17 protein-coding genes are annotated in these 21,046 nt (G+C 52.0%); 13 read left to right on the top strand and 4 right to left on the bottom strand.

The features are described from left to right. Window positions 1–2 precede the first annotated feature (2 nt). Both queC and nadA read left to right on the top strand, forming a co-directional pair. Window positions 3–689, top strand: coding sequence for a 7-cyano-7-deazaguanine synthase QueC (queC, locus tag OCU43_RS12830; protein ID WP_091355806.1), 687 nt, complete (start codon window positions 3–5; stop codon window positions 687–689). A 193-nt stretch (window positions 690–882) separates the two neighbouring features. After that, window positions 883–1,932 carry a quinolinate synthase NadA gene (gene nadA / locus OCU43_RS12825; RefSeq protein WP_091355803.1) on the top strand — a complete coding sequence of 350 codons (1,050 nt, stop codon included), beginning with the start codon at window positions 883–885 and terminating at the stop codon, window positions 1,930–1,932. Window positions 1,933–2,012: 80 nt separating this feature from the next. Here the strand turns inward: nadA and OCU43_RS12820 are convergent, their stop codons facing one another. After that, entirely contained in the window at window positions 2,013–2,444 is a 432-nt protein-coding gene (locus OCU43_RS12820; protein WP_091355800.1) for a MaoC family dehydratase, read from the bottom strand. A 382-nt stretch (window positions 2,445–2,826) separates the two neighbouring features. Here OCU43_RS12820 and OCU43_RS12815 point away from each other — a divergent pair, with 382 nt between their 5' ends. The 7 genes from OCU43_RS12815 to recD all read left to right on the top strand — a co-directional run bounded on the left by OCU43_RS12815 (window position 2,827) and on the right by recD (window position 14,703). Next, a complete protein-coding gene (locus OCU43_RS12815; RefSeq protein WP_139203144.1) occupies window positions 2,827–3,201 on the top strand; it encodes a hypothetical protein in 375 nt (124 codons plus the stop codon). 165 nt (window positions 3,202–3,366) lie between these two features. Continuing rightward, window positions 3,367–3,972: a hypothetical protein gene (locus OCU43_RS12810; protein ID WP_091355795.1), complete on the top strand. Its 606-nt coding sequence runs from the start codon at window positions 3,367–3,369 to the stop codon at window positions 3,970–3,972. Window positions 3,973–4,097: 125 nt separating this feature from the next. Continuing rightward, window positions 4,098–5,276 carry an MFS transporter gene (locus OCU43_RS12805; protein WP_091355792.1) on the top strand — a complete coding sequence of 393 codons (1,179 nt, stop codon included), beginning with the start codon at window positions 4,098–4,100 and terminating at the stop codon, window positions 5,274–5,276. A 378-nt stretch (window positions 5,277–5,654) separates the two neighbouring features. Then, window positions 5,655–5,918 (top strand): hypothetical protein, encoded by a 264-nt coding sequence (locus OCU43_RS12800; protein ID WP_091355789.1) that lies wholly within the window; start codon window positions 5,655–5,657, stop codon window positions 5,916–5,918. Window positions 5,919–6,000: 82 nt separating this feature from the next. After that, complete coding sequence (gene recC, locus OCU43_RS12795; RefSeq protein WP_091355786.1) at window positions 6,001–9,276, top strand: exodeoxyribonuclease V subunit gamma; 3,276 nt, start codon at window positions 6,001–6,003, stop codon at window positions 9,274–9,276. Then, window positions 9,266–12,811, top strand: coding sequence for an exodeoxyribonuclease V subunit beta (recB, locus tag OCU43_RS12790; protein WP_245756518.1), 3,546 nt, complete (start codon window positions 9,266–9,268; stop codon window positions 12,809–12,811). Before recC ends, recB begins: the two co-directional genes overlap by 11 nt. Then, window positions 12,811–14,703 carry an exodeoxyribonuclease V subunit alpha gene (recD, locus tag OCU43_RS12785; protein WP_175483460.1) on the top strand — a complete coding sequence of 631 codons (1,893 nt, stop codon included), beginning with the start codon at window positions 12,811–12,813 and terminating at the stop codon, window positions 14,701–14,703. The genes recB and recD overlap by 1 nt, the downstream gene beginning before the upstream one ends. A gap of 2 nt (window positions 14,704–14,705) precedes the next feature. Here the strand turns inward: recD and OCU43_RS12780 are convergent, their stop codons facing one another. Next, window positions 14,706–14,954, bottom strand: coding sequence for a GrxA family glutaredoxin (locus OCU43_RS12780; RefSeq protein WP_091355779.1), 249 nt, complete (start codon window positions 14,952–14,954; stop codon window positions 14,706–14,708). Between the two features lie 152 nt (window positions 14,955–15,106). On the opposite strand from OCU43_RS12780, the gene OCU43_RS12775 reads away from it, so the two are divergent. Then, the gene (locus OCU43_RS12775) at window positions 15,107–15,598 is read left to right on the top strand and encodes a Crp/Fnr family transcriptional regulator (RefSeq protein ID WP_139203143.1); all 492 of its coding nucleotides are present in this window, start codon (window positions 15,107–15,109) and stop codon (window positions 15,596–15,598) included. Between the two features lie 149 nt (window positions 15,599–15,747). Here the strand turns inward: OCU43_RS12775 and OCU43_RS12770 are convergent, their stop codons facing one another. Next, on the bottom strand, window positions 15,748–16,338 hold the full coding sequence (locus OCU43_RS12770; protein WP_091355775.1) for a TIGR04211 family SH3 domain-containing protein: 591 nt from the start codon (window positions 16,336–16,338) through the stop codon (window positions 15,748–15,750). Between the two features lie 253 nt (window positions 16,339–16,591). On the opposite strand from OCU43_RS12770, the gene OCU43_RS12765 reads away from it, so the two are divergent. Together OCU43_RS12765 and OCU43_RS12760 are read left to right on the top strand one after the other, a co-directional pair. Next, window positions 16,592–16,978: a glutathione S-transferase N-terminal domain-containing protein gene (locus tag OCU43_RS12765; protein WP_091355774.1), complete on the top strand. Its 387-nt coding sequence runs from the start codon at window positions 16,592–16,594 to the stop codon at window positions 16,976–16,978. An 84-nt stretch (window positions 16,979–17,062) separates the two neighbouring features. After that, the gene (locus OCU43_RS12760) at window positions 17,063–19,051 is read left to right on the top strand and encodes a DNA topoisomerase III (RefSeq protein ID WP_091355771.1); all 1,989 of its coding nucleotides are present in this window, start codon (window positions 17,063–17,065) and stop codon (window positions 19,049–19,051) included. Between the two features lie 160 nt (window positions 19,052–19,211). Here the strand turns inward: OCU43_RS12760 and OCU43_RS12755 are convergent, their stop codons facing one another. Further along, entirely contained in the window at window positions 19,212–19,682 is a 471-nt protein-coding gene (locus tag OCU43_RS12755; RefSeq protein WP_091355769.1) for a nucleoside triphosphate pyrophosphohydrolase family protein, read from the bottom strand. Window positions 19,683–19,907: 225 nt separating this feature from the next. Between OCU43_RS12755 and hutC the strand changes: the two genes are divergently transcribed. Further along, window positions 19,908–20,618 carry a histidine utilization transcriptional repressor HutC gene (gene hutC, locus OCU43_RS12750; protein ID WP_091356251.1) on the top strand — a complete coding sequence of 237 codons (711 nt, stop codon included), beginning with the start codon at window positions 19,908–19,910 and terminating at the stop codon, window positions 20,616–20,618. Window positions 20,619–21,046 lie beyond the last annotated feature (428 nt).

The raw sequence follows: 21,046 nt of genomic DNA, 5'->3' as shown, positions 1-21,046 counted from the left end.
TAATGAGTACTCCCTCCAACAATGCTGTTGTATTGTTATCCGGTGGTCTTGATTCGGCTACTGCGCTGGCGATGGCGGTTGAGCGTGGTTTTAACTGCTATGTATTGAGCTTTGATTATGGCCAGCGGTCACAAACGGAGTTGCTGGCAGCTAAAAAAATTACCCGGGATCTGGATGTAAAAGAGCACCGGGTGGTGCGGCTTCATCTTGAGGACTTTGGGGGATCTGCGCTGACCGATAATAGCATTGATGTTCCCGACCATGAGGAAGAGGGCATCCCGGTCACCTATGTGCCTGCACGCAACACCGTTTTTATGTCGCTGGCGCTGGCCTGGGCAGAGGTGCTTCATGCGCAGCATATCTTTATTGGGGTTAACGCTGTCGACTACTCAGGATATCCCGATTGCCGGCCAGAATATATCGCTGCTTTTGAGCAGATGGCCAATCTGGCGACTAAAACCGGCGTGGAGGGGGAACGGCTGACGATTGAGACCCCGCTGATCGATCTGACTAAGGCTGAGATTATCAGAGAGGGTACCCGTCTGGGGGTTAACTATGGTTTGACTGTTTCCTGTTACCAGGCGGATGATGATGGTCGGGCCTGTGGTGTATGTGACAGTTGTCGATTGCGGGCTAAAGGGTTTGAGGATGCGGGTGTGGCCGATCCAACCCGTTATATTACTGCCTGAGGTTTCTGTTATCGTCTGCAGATGGGGCGGTCACCGATGCAAGTATCTTAAACAGGGAGCCGCAAGGCTCCTTTTTCGTTACTTTTGCCTGAGGGAGGCAGAGAATTAGCATTTTCTGCATTGCAGTGGTGGTATAATATTTATAGGTTTAAAATCCGTTACTGTTTAATTACCTAATTAAGAATATTTGTAAATGTTGAATAAACAAGAGCTTTCAGACCGTATTCTGGTTCAGGAACACTTTGCTAAAGAGCATCTTCCCGGTGCACTTGATCTGCAAAAGCAGGAAGAATACAAGAGCCGTATCAGGCAGCTTCTTATCGAGAAGGATGCCTGCCTTGTGGCGCACTACTACACCGATGAAGTACTTCAGCAACTGGCTGATGAGACCGGTGGTTGTGTCTCTGACTCTCTTGAAATGGCGCGTTTTGGTAACAACCATCCTGCCAAAACCCTGATTGTTGCAGGCGTTAAGTTCATGGGCGAGACGGCGAAGATTCTGAATCCTGAAAAACGGGTATTGATGCCAACGCTTGAAGCAACCTGTTCACTGGATATCGGTTGTCCGGCGGATGAGTTTACCGCCTTTTGTGATGCGCATCCCGACCATGAAGTGGTGGTTTACGCGAATACCTCGGCCGCCGTTAAGGCACGCGCTGACTGGGTGGTTACCTCTGGTATCGCACTGAAAGTTGTTGAGCATCTTGCGGATCAGGGTAAGAAGATTATCTGGGCTCCGGATAAGCATCTGGGCGAATATGTGCAGAAGCAAACCGGTATCGAGATGCTGATGTGGGATGCTGCCTGTATCGTCCATGAGGAGTTTAAGGCACAGCGTTTGCTGGATCTTAAAAAAGTCTATCCTGAAGCGGCAGTGCTGGTGCATCCAGAGTCTCCGGATCCGGTGGTAGAGCTGGCCGATGTGGTAGGGTCCACTACTCAGATTATCAATGCTGCCCGTGATCTGCCGAATAAGCAGTTTATTGTTGCTACTGACAGAGCAATATTTTACAAGATGCGTCAGGCAGCGCCGGATAAAGAGTTTATTGAAGCGCCTACCGGCGGATCAGGTGCAGCCTGTCGAAGCTGTGCGCATTGTCCCTGGATGGCGATGAACGGTCTGGAGAATGTGCTTCAGGCGCTGGAGCAGGGCAGTGATGAAATTTTTGTCGATGAGTCGCTGATTGATGATGCCCGGCGACCCCTTCAGCGGATGCTGGATTTCTCTGCACAAAACGGTTGAGTTGCTGCACAACTAAAAAAGCCTGCTCAATTGAGCAGGCTTTTTTGTATTCCGGATAAAGCGATTTGTCATCGTGCAGCTTAAGCCGGACGTTTATCAACCATAAAAATACCATAGCCGGTTGCCACCAGCTTGTCACCCACATGTACGTCGGTACGCATTTTGACCCGACGGCGCTTCGTATCTATCTCTTCAACTGTACCGGTTGCTTTAGCCGTATCGCCAATATACACCGGTGCTTTGAACTGGATCGACTGGTCGATATAGATCGCGCCAGGTCCGGGCAGCCGGGTGCCAGCCACCGTTGAGATCAGTGCTGCTGAGAACATACCGTGAACAATACGGTTTTTGAATTGAGTGGTGGCTGCGTATTCGCTGTTGATGTGAATAGGGTTGTTGTCACCGGAAATGCCTGCAAACATATACACATCGGCCTCGGAGATCGTCTTGGCATAGGACGCGCTCATCCCCACTTCCAGATCTTCCAGGTAGTAACCGTGCAGTTCATCCATTAGTAATTCCTCTCTGTATCGCCATGGCCTGCTGGCCATGGCTGCTTTTCGGGTGGTCGCATAAGCGCCGGGCTGATGCGTGATAATTGTTTACCTGAATAGGCATAAACCCTAACCTAGTCTGGTTGCTGTTTCAATGAAGTATTCGGACAGACACTTAGTAAAACAGGTTTTTGTTGCAGTGCGAAGGCATTCCTTATCGACCCGGCTCTGCAATGCCCTGAAATGGTTGGATTAAAGTGAGAGCAGTCAGAAAGTGGCGCAACTTTATCGCCACAATTACCGCCACAAATAGTGGCCATCGGTACTGTCTGACTATTGCAGTTTAAGCCGGGCTATGGAGAATGGAACCCCTTTGCACAGCGGACAGGCTAACCCGGTTATGGTAACAAAAGTATTACTGACACTGTTGGTGATTGTGGTGGCATATATCTATCTCAGGCGCCGGGTAAACGCCAGTCAGTCGAAGCCCCGGTCTGTGACAGTCACACCTAAAGCGGGGGATGCTCCGATCAGAATGATTGCCGTGCTGTTTCTGCTAATCTCGTTCAGCCTTACCGTGGGATTCTTCGTATACCGCTGGATCGATGGCAATCAGTTGCTCAGGATAACGCTGACCTCGCCGCAAAGCCCTGAGCCGGTCTATTATCAGGTGCACAAATCGGAGCTGCAGGAGCGGAGTTTCACTACCACCGACGGTCAGATAATCCGCATCGGTACTCAGGACCGGTTGGTGATTGAGTCGATCCCTGACTGATTCCGTTTTCGCAGATGCTTTTAAAGTGCAAATCGCTATAATGGCAGCTGCAGCAGCTTACACCTGAATATTGCCAGTTTTGTTCCCCCTTTTTCTGAATCAGACACGCATCGCCGCCGGGTTATCAATATTAAGCTGCGATGATCAGTGTTACAGGGATTTTTTATGTTCCAGCGTACCAGTCTTCATAGCCATAAAACACTACCATCAAGTATCAACAGCGATGGTGCTCACCGACAGCTGGCCAGTTCAGGTTATCAGTTGCCGTTGTGCTGGTTGATGCTGTTTCATGAGAGCGATCTGCAGCAACAGAAAGTGTATAGCCATGAAGGCGAGCAAACCTGCGAATACACCACACTGATCTGTACTAAAGCGGATGCGCTGCAACGCTATCAGCATGCTGCTGAGCGATTTAAAGGCTTGCTGAGAAACCGCTGCGACAGCTATTTTGACTACTGGCAACAGTATCTGGAATATAACGCCGAGGAGTATCTGCACCTTGATGCGACCGCGTTGTGGATGACCGGTGAAGAGCAGGCCTATATTGATAACCTGCGTCTCAGTCTCAGTGGTATCAGTTGGGTCGGCTCAGATAGCTGTCGCTGGCAGCGAAGCCGGTTGGAGTCGCTGCCATTTCTGGGGCGGAAGTTTGACCCCCTTGAGGGGGCACTAAAACATGAAGGGGTACGTCATCTGCTGATCCAGAGCGGGGTGCTGGATGCCGATGGGGGTATCTTTATCGATAAATCGGTGCTGCAGGGAAAAATCTGATCAAGCAGCGGCGTCATAACGCCTGATGAATGATTTCCTGGCGGGTTGAATTAAATCAGTATGATAACGAACGGCTTACAAGGGGATGGTATGAAGCAGATCGAAACTGGACGAACGGACTCATTATGAATATTACTGTTGTTTTACTCTCCCTGTGCCAGGCGTTACTGACCACTGGTAATGTACTGCTTATCTCGGTTAATGCTCTGATAGGCCAGCAGCTGGCGCCTTCTCCGGAGCTGATTACCGTTCCGGTAGCGATGCAGTTTGTCGGTCTGATGTGTGCGACGATCCCAGCCTCGCTGGTGATGGCACGGATAGGCAGAAAAAATGGCTTTTATCTGGGAAACAGTGTCGGTATCAGCGGTGCCCTGTGCTGTATCCTGGCCTTGCAACAGGGGGCTTTTTCGCTGTTCTGTTTCGGTACTTTTTTGCTGGGGATCGGTATAGGCTTTGGTACTCTGTACCGCTTCGCTGCGATTGAAGCCTGCCCAGATGCTCAGAAAAGCCGGGCTATCTCACTGGTGATGGCGGGTGGGGTGTTGGCGGCCGTTCTGGGTCCTAATCTGGCGATCAGTAGCCGCAGCTGGGTGGATGACGGTGTTTTTACTGGCGCCTTTATCGGCCTGTTACTGCTATATATTACCGCCCTGGTGTTGCTCTCTTTCGTGCGTATGCCGGGGCAGGGAGAGGCACTACAGACGCAGCAGAGTAGTCGGCCAGTGTTTCAAATTATGTTACAGCCAGTATTTATTGTCGCTGTGACAATCGGCATGGTGAGCTATGCAGTCATGAATCTGATTATGACAGTAACGCCCGTGGCGATGGCGCGCTGTGGTTTTGATTTCAATACCTCGGCCTGGGTGATTGAGTGGCATGTGCTGGGGATGTTTTTACCCTCATTTATCACTCCCCGACTGATCGGACGCCTGGGCTTGTTGCCGGTGATGTTGCTCGGTGTGGTGCTGATGTTACTCTGCATCGCGCTGAACCTGCACGGAGTCAGTCAGTGGCATTTCTGGGCGGCCCTGGCGCTGTTGGGTGTTGGCTGGAATTTTATGTTTATCGGTGCCACTCAACTGGTGACCTCGGCCTATCTGCCAACTGAAAAAGCCAAGAGTCAGGCAGCCAATGAATTTTTGGTGTTTGGCATGGTGACACTGTCTGCATTCAGTTCAGGCTGGCTTGAATCGACTCTGGGATGGCAGATGTTAAATACCCTGATGATTCCGGTGTTACTCTGGGTCATGCTGGTGGTGTTTGTCTATCGCAAGCCGGTTGGGCGACATCTGGCGACACTATAAAACCGGCCGGGCCTCGCTGGTTAAAGCCGGCTCAGTAAAAAAAAGGGCCACAGACGCTCGCCTGTGGCCCAACATATGTTGATGAATACATGTTGATGAGTTTACTTTACGTTACTGGGGAATCCCCACTATTGAAACGGTCTTCTTTTCAATAAGTTTATAGCAACAACTCTCCCTGACTTGCCAGCACAGGCTAACGGACTAACCTGCTGCATTACTTTCCAAAGGGTGCTTCATTAGCAGGGAGTTTCAGTATTGGTCCGGATTCTGAATCCGTCAAGAAAATTTCTGCATATTCGGGCAGATCGGTTTGTGGGGCTTGTGTCCGTCAGCAAAGTGTAGTGCAATGCACCCCATAACGGATGTTGGATAAAGTCGATGAAAAGTTACCTCTTTACAACTGATACGGATCGCGGTGGCGTGATGCTGTGCGAAATTGATGACTTTGATACGGCGGTTGAATATCTTTGCAACCGCTTTGATGGAGTTGTGAAAATCGAGTCCTCCGAACAGGTATGGCAGCTACCAGAAGCAGATAAACCGGCCTCAGAGGCTGTTGAGACGGAACCTCAGTCAGACCTGTCTGCAGTTGCTACAGCGCCCCAGCCGGTCGTCAGTGAGTCCGCTGATCTGTTTGGCTGAGTGTTACCGCCGCTTCATCCTCATCCCCGCATGAGGTATTCTTATAGTCCGTAAAATCAATGGATTACACAGGGCGGGCTGAATGTTTCAGATCTACCATTCCAATAAGCTTGATCTGCAAAAGGATCTGTTGGTCCAGCTGATTAGCCGACACCCGCTACACGATCCCTTTCAACCGGAAACGATTCTGGTACAAAGCCCGGGCATGGCGCAATGGCTCAAACTGGAGCTGGCTGAAACCCTGCAGATCGCCGCGAATATCGACTTCCCATTGCCAGCCAGTTTTCTCTGGAGCAGTTTTACGGCTGTGCTGGATAATGTTCCAACCCGTTCTGCGTTTAATAAAGAGGCGCTCACCTGGGGGTTGATGGAGCTGCTGCCCCAGCAACTGAGTCTGCCGGAGTTTGCCCCCTTGCAGCGTTATCTGGACCAGGATGTGGGCCAGTATAAGCTGTATCAGCTTTGCGGCAAGATTGCCGATATTTTTGACCAGTATCTGGTATACCGGCCGGAGTGGATTGCCAGTTGGGAAGCGGGCGATGATCTGCCGGAAATCAGCCGGTCTCAACCCTGGCAACCGATCCTCTGGCGTACCCTGCAGCAACATATTCTCGGGCTTGGTTTATCCCACTGGCACCGCGGCAATATGTTTAACGGTTTTGTCGCAGCGCTGAACGCTGGCCGGTTTGATCTTTCTCAGCTACCGGCCCGCTTGTTTGTCTTTGGTATCTCAGCGCTGCCGCAAAATTTCGTCGAAGCGTTACAGGCGCTGGGGCAGCGGATCGATGTGCATCTGATGGTATGCAACCCCTGCCGATATTACTGGGGGGATATTGTCGATCCAAAATACCTCGCCCGGATCAATCAGCGCTGGTTAGCCAAGCCAGGTATGAGTGTTGAAAGCCTGACAGAGAACTATCACTCTCATGGTAATCCGTTGCTGGCATCGATGGGGAAGCTGGGGCGGGATTATCTGCATCAGATACAGGATCTGGGGGCTCCCGAGATCGAACTGTTTGAAGACAATCACCGCTTATCCCTGCTGCAATCGGTGCAGCAGGATATTCTCGAACTGGATGACCCCTCATCTGCAGGAGTACTGGAAGCTGAGCAGAAAAGGCTGCTGCCAGGTGCCGACCGGTCGCTTCAGTTACACAGTACTCACAGCCCACTGCGGGAGGTTGAGGTGCTCTATGATCAGCTGTTGGCGATGCTGGATGAGCAAAGCGATCTGTCCCCCCGGGATATTATTATCATGATGCCCGATGTGGCGGCTTATGCGCCCTATATTGAGGCGGTGTTTGGTAATGCCCCAACTGATCGTTATATCCCTTTCTCTATCTCAGACCGTACCCTGCAGCAGGAGAGTCCGCTGCTGCAGAGTTTTCTGCGTTTGCTGGGGCTGCCGGAAAGCCGGGTAACGGTGTCAGAGGTTCTGGAGATTCTTGAGGTACCTGCCGTATTGCGACAGTTCAGTCTGGACGGTGACCGTTTTGAACGTATCTGTCGCTGGATCGAAGCCTGTCAGATCCGCTGGGGGATCGATGCCCAGCAACGGGTTAATCAGGGGTTGCCTGAATTTGAACAGAACAGCTGGCGCTTTGGTCTGCGTCGCATGCTGGCCGGGTTCGCCATGGGCCAGAGTGATAGCCTGTGGCATGGTATAGACCCCTATGCCGAAATTGAGGGGCTGGAGGCTGAGGATCTGGGACAACTGGCGGAGTTTGTCGAACTGCTCGAAAGCTGTTGTGACCGGTTGCAGCAGGAGAAGCCGGTGTCCGCTTGGTTTGAGGTGATCAATGATATTCTGCTGCGGGCCTATCAGCCGGACGAGCAGGATGAAATTCTGCTCAGCCAGATCCGTCAGGTGTTGGAGCAGCTACAGCAGCAACTCAGCGATAGCCATTATCAGCAGCCGCTCAGCTGGGCAATTATACGGGACTATCTGACCGTTGAACTGGGTAACAGCCGCGCTGGCCAGCGCTTTATGGTTGGTGCGGTTAATTTTTGTACCCTGATGCCGATGCGGTCAATTCCATTCCGGGTAGTCTGTTTACTGGGGATGAATGATGGCGTATATCCCCGCACCATCCCCCCGATGGGGTTCGACCTGATGGCGGAACACCCCCGCCGGGGTGACCGCTCCCGCAGGGATGACGACCGCTATCTGTTTCTGGAAGCCCTGTTGTCCGCCCGGCAGACCCTGTATATCAGCTATGTCGGGCGCAGTGTGCAGGACAATAGCCCGAAAGTGCCCTCGGTGCTGGTGAGCGAACTGATCGAATACTGTCAGCAAAACTATCGCTTCGAGACCGGCGAGCTGAAACAGCAGTTGCTGACAGAGCATCCGTTGCAACCCTTCAGCTCACACTATTTTACTTCGCAATCGACACTGTTCAGTTATGCTGATGAGTGGTTGCCACTGTTGCGCCGGCAGGGTAATACAGAACAGAGCTTCATCGCCCGGCCACTGGCTGCCGAACCCCTGGAGGAACTCGAACTGGCAGACCTGCTCGCGTTCGCCCGCAATCCGGTCAGGCACTTCTTCCAGCGACGTCTGAAAGTTTTTTTCAATAGCTCTTCGGTTGAGTTGCAGGATGAAGAGCCATTCCAGCTTGATGGTCTGACCCTCTATCAGTTGAAACAGCGCTTGCTGGATGCCGCTATCAATGAGCAGCAGAGTCAATATTTTGAACGGATCAGCGCGTCCGGACTGTTGCCGGTGGGTATTGCGGCTGAGTTGCAAACCCGAAAACTGCGCCAGGACTGCCAGGAGATGGCGGATAAAATCCGGCCCCATATCGATCAGCCCGGTCGGATTGAGTGCCAGCTGGATATCGCTGGTGTCGCACTGAATGGCTGGCTAACGGCAGTGCACTCAGGCGGTCTGGTGCGTTACCGGGCGGCGAACGCCAAGGGGCGCGATATCGTGCAGTTATGGCTTGAGCATCTGGTGTTATCGGCCAGCGGCTATCCGCTGCAATCATACTTTTTCGGACTTAATGGTCGCCACTGGTTTGATCCTCTTGATCAGGGGAACGCACTGGATTATCTGCAGGAGTGGCTGAACGCCTATCGTCAGGGGTTTTGTGAGCCTTTGCCACTGCCCGCGGATACTTCCTGGATACTGGAGTCGAAGCGTCTGGAAAAGGATGAGGAGCGCGCTGTGATGGAAGCGCAGAAGTGTTTCAATATCGACCCTTATACGCAGATGGGGGAATCCCGTGACCTCTATATTAACCGGGTCTACCCCGATTACAGCGCACTGGGGCCCCGTTTTGTGGCGCTGGCAGAGTTACTCTACCAGCCAGTAGCACAGGCTTTACAGCAGGGTGACAGGGAGGCTGATGATGAGTGAGGTGACGATTCTTGATCCTATCCGCTTCCCGCTGTCGGGGCGGCGTCTCATCGAGGCCAGCGCGGGTACCGGTAAAACCTATACCATTACCGCGCTATATCTGCGCTTACTGCTGGGCAGTGATGAGGCAGAATCGGCGCTGCGGGTTGATCAGATCCTGGTGGTAACTTTTACCGAAGCGGCAACTGAGGAGTTACGGGACCGGATTCGCAGCCGTATCCAGGAGGCTTATCTGGTGTTCCGCGGCGCAGAAACCCGCGATCCTTTTTTACAGCAGTTGGCTGAGCAGCAGAGCGATCTGCAGCGTTCCGCCCGGTTGCTAGAGTATGCCAGCCGACAGATGGATGAAGCGGCTATCTTTACCATCCATGGTTTTTGTCAGCGGATGCTGCGCCAGCATGCATTTGAGAGTGGCAGTCTGTTTGAAACTGAACTGATCACCGACACCGGCCCATTGTTGCGCCAGGCACTGCTGGATTGCTGGCGTGAGCTGATCTACCCCGCAGATAATGAACTGAGTGAAGCGATTCAGCAGCTCTGGCCCGGGCCGGATAAACTGCAGGGCGAGCTCCGGCCGCTGTTAGGACGGCCGGAACTGCAACTGATCCCCGTGCTTGATACCGCTAACCTGCAGCAGCAATGGCAGCAAAGTCAGCGCTGGCTAGCGGATTTCCGTCAGCAGTGGCTGGACCATCTGGAACGTGCTGATGTCGATCTGGCGGAGCTGATTCAGGCCTCCGGGGTTAATAAAAACAGCTATCGCAAAGCCTCAGTGCCCAACTGGCTTGATGCGATCTATAGCTATGCCCGCGGCGAAACCCGCAATGTGCCGGAAACCGAGATCAGTAAGTTTTGTCAATCGCGTCTGGCGGAAAAAACAGCGGCGGGTAAAGCGGTCCCTGAACACCCTCTGTTCGCCCTGTGTGACGCGTTTTTTGAACACCGTCTGCCGCTGCGAGAGCTACTGCTAACCTTTATCCGGCAACAGATAGAGACCCGGTTTCATAAGCTCAAGCAGGATTACCGGCTGCTCTCATTTGACGATCTGCTGAGTCAGCTGGATGCCGCTTTACAGCAGGACCATAGCGGTCTGTTGGCGGCCGCGATCAGCAAACAGTTTCCGGTAGCGATGATCGATGAGTTTCAGGATACCGATCTGCTGCAGTACCGTATTTTCAGCACGCTCTATCCGCCGGGCCCGGACAATGGCTTGTTTATGATTGGTGATCCTAAACAGGCGATCTATGGTTTCCGCGGGGCTGATATTTTCACCTATATTAAAGCACGCAGAGAAGTGGCAGATCACTACACACTGGAGACCAACTGGCGTTCATCCAAAGCGATGATCGCCTCGGTCAATCAGCTGTTCAGCCACTGTGATTCCCCCTTTATCTATAACGATGATATCCCCTTTCTGCCGGTTAAAGAGGCGGGCAGGGCGGATAAAACCCCTTTCACTCTCCATGGCCGACAACCGGCGGCGTTGCAGTTCTGGTATTCCGGCGAAGCCTTTGTCTCCAGGCAGGACTATCTGCAACAGATGGCGCAAGGCTGTGCCTGCGATGTTGATGATAAATTGCGGGCCGCCGCAGAGGGGGCTGCACTGATTGGGGATCAACCTCTGCAAGCCCGCGATATCGCTATTCTGGTGCGTAACCGGGGTGAGGCGTCGGCGGTTATGGAGGCGTTGTCAGACCGGGGTATCAACAGTGTCTATCTGAGTGGCCGGGACAGTGTATTCAGCAGCCGTGAAGCGTTTGATCTGCTACTGCTGTTACAAGCGGTGGCAGAACCACAGGATGAGAGCTGTTTACGCGCTGCGCTGGCGACTTCGTTGCTCAACTATCCGGCCAGTTGGCTGGACCAGTTAAGTACCGATGAACAGCAGTGGGAGCAACTGATCGACGAGTTCAGCGATTACCGTGACAAGTGGTTGCAACTGGGTGTGTTGCCGATGTTGCGGCGCCTGATGCGTCAGCGTCAACTGGCTGAAACCCTGCAGCAGCAACCTCAGGGAGAGCGCCGTCTGACCGATCTTCTGCATCTGGGGGAGATTCTGCAGCGGGCGAGTATGGAGCAGGAAGGTATCGCGGCATTGTTGCGCTGGTACAGTGATCAGTTGAGCAACCCCAACGGTGAAAGTGAGGAGCAGCGGCTGCGACTGGAAAGTGATTCGGGGCTGGTGACAGTGATTACGGTGCACAAAAGTAAGGGGTTGGAATACCCGCTGGTCTATCTGCCCTTTGCCTGCACCTTTAAGAAAGCCCGTGAGCCTCTGTTCCATGATCAGAATGATCGCCTCTGTTTCAATCTGCAGCCAAAAGACCCGGATAGCCTGGCGCTGGCGGATAAGGAGAGGCTGGCTGAAGATCTGCGGTTACTCTATGTCGCCCTGACCCGTTCGGTGTATGGCTGCTATATCGGACTGGCCAGTATTGCTGATGGACAGTCCCGCAAAAGTGGTTTGCACCGCACGGCGCTGGGGTATCTGTTACTCAGGGGGGCGGATAACGATAATGATCTGCAGGAACGGTTGCAACAGCTCTGTAATGATAAGCAGATCAGTGTTGCTACGCCTCCGGATGGTGAGCAGCAGCGGGGACTGTTCGATCTGCCCGAGGCGCCTGTACCTCATTGTGAGGCGCGCCGTTTTTCACGTCGTCTCAAACGGGACTGGCGGATCTCCAGTTACTCCGCGCTGGTGAGTCATCATAGCAGTGCACCGCCGCTGCCCGGACTGGATCTGGAGGTGATCGATGAGAAAAATGTTCCCGAAGCTGAGCCGGTTGAAGCGGTTGATGATATTTTCAGTTTTCCCAAAGGCGCGCAGGCGGGTACCTTCCTGCACGAGCTGTTTGAATCGATCGATTTTACCGACCACCGCAACGGTTTAGAGGCACTGCTGGAACAGAAGTGCCAGATAGCCGGGTATGAGCAGCGCTGGATACCGGTGTTACAACAGTTGCTGGATGATGTGCTCTACACACCACTGGCAGATAGCGATCTGAATAGTGATCAGCCTGCGCCCCGGCTGGCCGATATTGGCAACCGCCAGCGGCTGGTGGAGATGGAGTTTATGCTGCCCAGCAAAGGTCTGGATGCGGTCCGGCTGAATCAGATTATCCGGGAGTATGATCCACTCTCCCGCCAGGCGGGCGCTTTAGCATTTGAAACCCTTCAGGGGATGCTGAAAGGCTTTATCGATCTGGTCTTTGAATATCAGGGGCGCTATTACATTCTTGATTATAAATCCAACCATCTGGGAAACCGGCCAGAACTGTACAGTGGTCAGGCATTGGGCAGCGCGATGATCGATCACCGTTACGATCTGCAATACCAGCTCTATACGCTGGCGCTGCACCGCCTGTTGCAAAGCCGCAAACCCGACTACCGTTACGAGCAGCATTTTGGCGGGGTGTTTTATCTGTTTTTGCGGGGTATGCGAGCGGGAACTCCCGACAGTGGCGTATTTCATTGTCGTCCAGCGGTTGAGCTGGTGGAACAGTTGGACCGGTTGTTCAGGGAGGGCCTGTGATGGCGTTGTTACAGCAGTTACGTCAGTTACAGTTAATCAGACCGCTGGATCTTCAGTTTGGGCGTTTCATCCGGGATGAAGAACGGCAGGATAATCCTGACAGTCATAGTAGTGAACAGCTGGCGCTGCTGGCTGTTCTGGTCAGTCTTCAATTAGGGCGGGGCGAAGTCTGTCTGCCTCTGGATAACTGTGCCACGCTGACAGAGAGCTGGCCGGTTTCCTTAAGGGAGCACGCCAAAGGGCTGTTAGGGGATTTGTCGGCAGAACATTTACTGTCGTTTGCGGTGATCTCCGATGGTCAGAATGAAACGCCACTGGTGTACAACAACGGTCGTCTCTATCTGTATCGCTACTGGCACTATGAGACCCAGGTGGCCAGACGGATTCAAACACTGACGCAGCCGGTTACTTTCGACCGCGTTGCAATCGATACCATCAGCACCGCTTTGCAGCGATTGTTCAATGCCTCCGCGGCGGGTGAGACCGACTGGCAGCAGGTTGCCGTTGCTGTAGCGCTGAGCCGTCGATTCAGTGTTATCAGCGGTGGCCCTGGAACCGGCAAAACGACAACGGTAGCGCGTTTACTCTGTCTCTATGCAGAGCTATTCAGTGCCCGGCAGGGGCGTGCTCCCCTGATTCGCCTGGCGGCACCCACCGGAAAAGCCGCGGCGCGGCTGAGTGAGTCTCTTGGGCGTGCCCAGCAGGGGTTACCTGTCACTGAGGCGGTGCGGGCGATGCTCCCGGATCAGGCGGTTACGCTGCATCGCCTGCTGGGGTCGCGGCCTGACAGTAAAAATTTCCGTCATAACCGGGACAACCCGTTGCATCTTGATCTGCTGGTGGTGGATGAGGCGTCAATGATCGATCTGCCGATGATCTATCGTCTGCTGGATGCGCTGCCTGAGCACGCTCAACTGGTTATGATCGGTGACCGGGATCAGTTGGCATCGGTCGAGGCGGGCAGTGTGCTGGGAGATATCTGTGCCTGGCAACAGCAGGAGGGGTCTAGTGAGCTCTGCTACAGCCCGGTGCAACTGAGCTATCTGCAACAGGTGTGCTCGCTCTCCACGCCTCCCTCCGCTGCGGGAAACAATCCGGTTGCCGATGCGCTGGCGCTGCTGCGAAAAAGTTATCGTTTTGATGAACACAGCGGTATTGGTCAGCTAGCCCGGGCCGTTAACCGCGGAGAAGCAGAGGCGGCGGTCCGTTTGTTCAGTGAAAACTGGCAGGATATCGGCTTTGTACCTCTGTCTGAAGATGGTTATCAGCAGATGGTGGCTGAGGTTGCCAGTGGCTACTCCGATTATCTGAAACGAATGCAGGGTGGTGAACCGCCGCAGCAACTGCTGCAAGCGTTTAATCAGATCCAGTTGCTGGCGGTGGTGCGTCAGGGAGTATACGGTGTGGAGGGGCTCAACCAGGCGATAGAAGCGCAACTGCAGCGACAGAACCTGATCAGCGTGACGGGAGCCTGGTACGCTGGGCGTCCGGTGATGATCAGCCGTAATGACTATCAACTGGGGCTGTATAATGGTGATATTGGTATTACCGTTGCAGACCCGGATGGCAAACTCAGAGTCTGGTTTGAGCTGCCTGATGGGTCGATGAAGGGGGTACTTCCCGGACGCTTACCCAAGCATGAGACGGTATATGCTATGACCGTACATAAGAGTCAGGGGTCAGAGTTCGAAACGGTGGTAATGATACTGCCTGCGGAGGAAACGCCGTTATTAACCCGCGAGCTGATCTATACGGGTATTACCAGGGCTAAAGCGAAGTTTGTGTTACATGCGACAACGGACGCGCTGATGAAGGGAAGTCACCGGCGGACAGAGAGAGCCAGCGGTTTAAGCTGGCGTCTTTGGCGGTCCCCCGGGACTTACGGGTGCTAGTTTCAGGCCTTGGCTTCCTGCTCATCAACGAACGCTGCAAACTCGGTAAAACCACCGATATGCTCCTGGCCATGAAAGATCTGTGGGACGGTATCAACCGGTTTGCCGACAGTTTTTTCCAGATCCTGCTTGGTGATACCCTCTTCGTGGATATCGATGTAGCGGTGATCCAGATTTTTCATTTCACATAGTTGTTTCGCACGGGTACAAAAGCCACAGCCTTTACGGCCAAATATAGTAATTCGTTGCATATCCTGCTCTCCTTAAATCTGTTTGAATGTATTTGAACAGTTTACCAAGTGCAACACCAATTGCCTTTTTTAATGTTTTAGATAGACAGAGGTTATCGTTGGAGCAATCTTGGTTTAAAATGATAGATACAACGAGATGAACGGGTAACACTGTGCCAGAAAATATTCCGATCCACCGGCTTAAAGATATGCCGGTATTTGGTGGATTGCGTGAAGATATCGTTAAGCTGATCCTTGAAGGTAGTCATTACGTTGAGCGTGAGGCAGGCGAACCGTTTTTTCTTGAGGGTGAACGGGGGGATTCCTCGTTTATTGTCGAGTCTGGTAGTGCGGCCCTGTTCAAGGTAAGCAGCTCAGGTGAACAGTATAAGATCCGCGCTTTTTTACCGGGTGAGTGCTTTGGTGCCATGGCCCTGCTGGGGGTTTATCCCCGCAGCGGTATAGTGAAGGCGATGGAACCCTGTCGTGCAGTAGAGATTAAGGCGGATCAACTGTTTTCAGTCTATCAGGCCGATCCGGAACAGTATGTTCTGATATTCATGAATATGGCGCGGGACCTCAGCCGGCGTCTCAGGGATACCGATGATCAGTTAGTCGAGTGCCTCGAAGAGCGATTGCAGAGCGGCTTGAAGACGATCCCTTAGACGCTTCAGCTTAGCTTTATACAAATTTAGCTTCATACCGGTTTAGCTTTAAATAAAAAAGGGTGGCCTGAAGCCACCCTTTTTTGATCCTGATCCTGTTATCGCTGAATCATTATAACCCCGCAGTTAACGGGGTTGTAAAATAGCTGTTACCAGGTGTCATGCCGCTTCCGGCGTTTTGGCAGATAAGGGATCATCAGCCCCAACAGTAAACCACCAAACGCAACCAGTCCGCCATAGGTGAACCAGCGCATCAGATTGCTTTCATCCATACCGTTGATGGTTCTGTTAAGACCGACAATCTCCTCTTCCAGGGCGGACACTTTGCCGGCATTTCCGGCATTCTCACCCGCAAGTGTCTGGTTTTGTTGCTTCAGTGCCGCAATCTCTTCAGCCTGAGCGGCCAGATCGGCTTCGTTCTGTTTCAGTTGTTCCTGCAACTTGGGAAAACGGTCTGCAAGGCTGGTACCCGATGAGATTTTATCCGCAGGCATCCAGCCCACCTTGCCGCTGGGTGTTTTAATCTGAATAAAATCGGTTTTCTCGTTGCGGCTTAACACTGTTACCGGGGTACCGCTGCGGATCCTGCCGGTAATCCGGTATTCTGTTCCCGGCCCTCCGTGATAGAAGGTATAGACGTCGTCACTGATATAGTTAGCAGCGTGAGACGATGTTGTCAGTGCCATCGCGAAAAGTCCCGCGACCAATGTTTTCTTCGGGAGTCGGTTTAACGAATTCATGTTCTTCCTGTTTGTATAGACGTTCAGCTTTCCCCCCCCTAAAACCGAAACCTGGTTTTCAGGTAAAGCTGGACAGGGTAGACCTGCAAGCGAAAGATAAGTTCAGCGAATTGTAGTAATAATTTAACATTATACAATCAATATGATGCTATTTAAGCCCTGTTTTTTATAGGGAAATAATTTTCAAAGGTAGTGGTATAATCTGGCCCGAATTAATGGGTTGTCATCAGACCCGTATTTAGGAGTTATTAAAGTGTCATTTATTCGTTGGTTTCTGGGCAGAATTATCCTGCTGTTGAACTTCATTTTCAGTCCCCGTCCGTTTAAACGAGCACCAGAGGAGCAGCGTGCACTTGACCTGCGCACAACTAACCTCTCCCTCTATCAGTACGAAGCATGCCCTTTCTGCGTTAAAGTGCGTCGTTCACTACGTCGTAATAGCCTCAACATTGAGTTGCGTGATGCTAAAAATGTTGAGCAGTATCGCAATGAGCTACTTGAGGGGGGCGGTAAGTTAAAAGTGCCCTGTCTGAGAATTGATGAAGGTGAAGGCAACGTCAGCTGGATGTACGAGTCCTCAGATATAATCCACTATCTCGAACAGACTTATCTCGAGTCAAACCAACAAAAAGCAGCTTAGCTGCTTTTTTTTATCCCTGGAGTCTGGTGTCTCTGTGAATATTGAGATAACGTATCTGTATATTTAACCAGTATTTCTTCCGACATGATCCTATACATTGCAGAGAAGCCCAGCCTCGCCCGGGCGATCGCTGATGTTTTACCCAAGCCCCATAAAAAACACGAAGGCTATATCGAGCTGGGCAACGGCGACTGTGTCAGTTGGTGCCTTGGGCATCTGCTGGAGCAGGCTGATCCTGCGGACTACAATCCCGATTTTAAACCCTGGCGCTTTGAACACCTGCCGATTATTCCCGATGAGTGGAAGTTAAAGCCCCGCAGCCAGACCCGTTCACAGCTCGCGGTGTTGCGTAAACTGATTCGGCAGTCGAAACAGCTTATACATGCGGGCGACCCTGACCGGGAAGGGCAACTGCTGGTGGATGAGGTGATCAACTATCTGGGGGCCAGTGAAACCAAGAAACGAACTGCACAGCGGCTATTAATTAGTGATCTCAACCCTAAGGCGGTGAGCGCTGCGCTGGGGAGCCTTAAATCTAATGCTGAATTTATACCGTTATCTGTATCGGCGCTGGCGCGCTCTCGCGCGGACTGGATCTACGGCATTAATCTGACCCGGGCATACAGTATTCAGGGGCGCAAGGCTGGCTATAACGGCGTGTTGTCGGTTGGCCGGGTGCAGACGCCACTTCTGGGTCTGGTTGTCCGGCGAGATAAAGAGATCGAGAACTTTGTTTCAAAGCCGTTTTATGAGGTGCAGGCGGTGATTGAGACTGAGGCGGGGGAACAGTTCAAAGCGCGCTGGAAGCCCAGTGAAAATTGCCAGCCCTATCAGGATGAAGAGGGGCGGGTATTAAACCGCAAACTCGCTGAAAATGTGATTTCGCGGATCAAAGGGCAGCCCGCAGAGCTGGTAAAACTTACCCAGAAGCGTAAGAAGGAAAATGCGCCCCTGCCTTTTAATCTGTCGGCGTTGCAGATAGAGGCAGCGAAGCGTTTCGGTATGAGCGCTAAAGCTGTACTGGACACCTGTCAGTCGCTGTATGAACGGCATAAACTGCTGACCTATCCCCGTTCAGATTGCCGCTATCTCCCTGAGGAACATCACCGGCAGGCGGGGGAAGTGATCAGCGCGATTGGCGCTAATCTGCAGACACTGACTGAGTTTTTGCCTCAAATCGATGCCGCCCGCCGTTCATCGGCCTGGAACGATAAGAAAGTCAGTGCCCATCACGCGATTATACCGACCACCCGGCAGGCAAATCTTGCCTCGCTGAGTCAGCAGGAACGCCAGTTATATGAGCTGGTGAGCCGCTACTATCTGGCCCAGTTTATGGCGCCCTATGAGTATGACGATACCCGGGTTGATCTGACGATTGCAGGGGGGCAGTTTATAGCAACCGCCCATCAGACGTTGCACTCTGGTTGGAAATTACTGCTGTCCACATCTGAAGCAAAACATAGTCTGCTGCCAGTATTAGCAGAAGGACAACCGTTACAATGCGTTGATGGTCTGCTGGAAGAGAAAAATACGCAACCACCCAAGTATTTCACCGATGCAACTCTGTTGGCCGCGATGACCGGTATCAGCCGTTATGTTGCCGACCCGGAAGTCCGTAAAGTGTTGAAAGAGACCGATGGACTGGGCACCGAAGCAACCCGGGCAGGTATCATCGAGTTGCTGTTTACCCGTGGTTTTTTTGTCAGAGAGGGGAAAACAATCCGTTCCACCACGGTGGGACGTGCATTGGTTGATTGTCTGCCAGAGAGCGCCACCACGCCGGATATGACCGCGCTCTGGGAATCCGAACTGAGCAGGATCAGTCAGCAGGAAAGCAGTTACAGCAGCTTTATGGAGCCGCTGACCCAGCGGTTACATGGATTAATTGCTCAGTCGGCAGAGGTGGTGATTCCTGATACGCTGAAAGCCTTAAGTCCTGCGCCTAAGAAACGGAGAACCAGTCGAACCCGCACGGGCTCTGCGGCGAAAAAGCCTGCCGCTAAGAAAACTGCTGCTAAGCAAACGACCACTGGCAAGAAACGGACACCTGTCAGACGTAAAAAGTCGGCTTAACCACACTGGTCAGTTATATATTCCGACGCTTATTTCAGAGATAAAAAAACGGTGCATAGGTGCACCGTTTTTGGCTGTTTAAAGCATCGCCCTAACTGAATAAGCGCTATCTGCTGCGCTCTTCAGTCAGGCTGCTTTATACTGGTTGCTTATATATGGCTTATACAAGCTTTGGCTCGTGCCAGTTGATGCATTTAAGAAACTTATGGGCAGGGTAGAACTTGCCATCTTTGCCGGTCTGATCTTCAGATGACTTGATAAAGGCTTTAGGCAGTTCACCGCCGCTGTATACATTCAGACCGATCTCCGTACGGTAATAGGCCAGGGTTTCCTCGATCTCCGCTTCGGTTTTACAGAGTTTAGACAGGTTGCTTTCCTGAACCGCGGCCATATCTTTATCGGCATCAATACCCAGCACATGGGCCATGCCGTAAGTGACAACCAGTATGTCAGCAACTGCATCCCGCACTTCAGACATATCTTTGTTCTGAATCCCCTCAACCAGTTCCGCCAGTTCCTCCTGGATCAGGTGCAGCTGTTTACCGGCCTTTTCCCAATCCGGATTATTCATGTTGCCCAGTTGATTGCCAAAAACAGTGTTCAGAAAGGAAACGTCGGTGAAATTACTCATGGTTGCATCTATACCGTCAACAGTTAAAAACGGCCTATATGATGAACGTTTCGACGTCGAATCGCAATTTGAAATCTGTTGATTTTGAATCATCAGGGATCCACTGCGTATGGTGAGTCAGATCGGTGTGTGGGAACTGCCCGAATATCTTCATGATCAAGTAAATCTGACAACTCAGGTCTGAATGGATACAATCAATTTTTTTGCACCGTGATGAGGGAGCTTGTGAGCAACAGACCACGCTACCAGCAGATCAAAGGCTATATTCTGGATGGCATCAAGCAGGGGACCTATACCTCTGGCAGTAAAATCCCTGCAGAAGTTGAGCTGGCGAAACAGTTTGAGGTCAGCCGGATGACGGTGAACAAAGCGATCAGGGACCTGGTGCAGGAAAACCTGTTAGTGCGCTATCCGGGCATGGGTACTTTTGTCACCGATGCTAAAGCGGAATCACCGCTGGTGGATATCCGCAATATCGCTGAAGAGGTGGTACAGCGGGGTCATCGTTACAGTTGTTCGGTCATCAAACTGCAGGACGCAGTTGCGGATGAGGTGATCGCGATGCAGATGGGCGTTCCGGTGGGTACCTCTTTGTATCGCTCAGTGATCGTGCATCGGGAAAACGATCTGCCCATTCAACTGGAAAACCGTTTTGTTATTGCACGCCTGCTGCCGGATTATCTGAATCAGGATTTCACCGCCGGTACGCCCCACGAATATTTGTCAAAAATGTATCCGGTCTCCAATGTCGAGCATATCGTTGAAGCGATTCTGCCAGATTCGAATGTACAGCAATTGCTGGAGATCGACGCCAATACCCCCTGTCTGCTGGTCAACCGTCGCACCTGGTCCGATGATCGTCTGGTCAGTTTCGCCTGCCTGACCTATCCTGGCACCCGTTATAAGCTACGTTCGCTGGCATCACCGGGTATCTGAGTTTTCTGTTGCGGCTGGCGATCCCTTTCATTTGTTAGCCTGAAGCACCGATCAGCGATTACCGCATTGTTCATCCCTCCATGCGGTATCTCTCTTTATCGTTATCCCTATTGTTTACATTGGGGCCTATATCAGAGATTCACAAAGCTTTGCTTCTTATGTCTATACATAGGCTCAGACCTATGCAGCGCTCTGTCATGCAATTTTTTTGTGTCTGATTCAGGCGGGGCAGCAAGAATTTTGTAGTCATGTTTAGTTAATTAAAAATCATATTTTTCAGTTGTTTATAAGAAATTATTCCGTCATATCAATTTTTATTCAGGATTAATCTCAGGAGTATTAATAAAAATAGTTTGGCTCTCAGATTTTGTAATGGTATATATATGTATATACAAAGTATGTCTGAGGTGTTTTTGTGTTCAATCGCT

The sequence above is a fragment of the Amphritea atlantica genome (assembly GCF_024347255.1).
Classification (GTDB): Bacteria; Pseudomonadota; Gammaproteobacteria; order Pseudomonadales; family Balneatricaceae; genus Amphritea; species Amphritea atlantica.
This window is presented reverse-complemented; position numbering and strand designations above follow the sequence as displayed.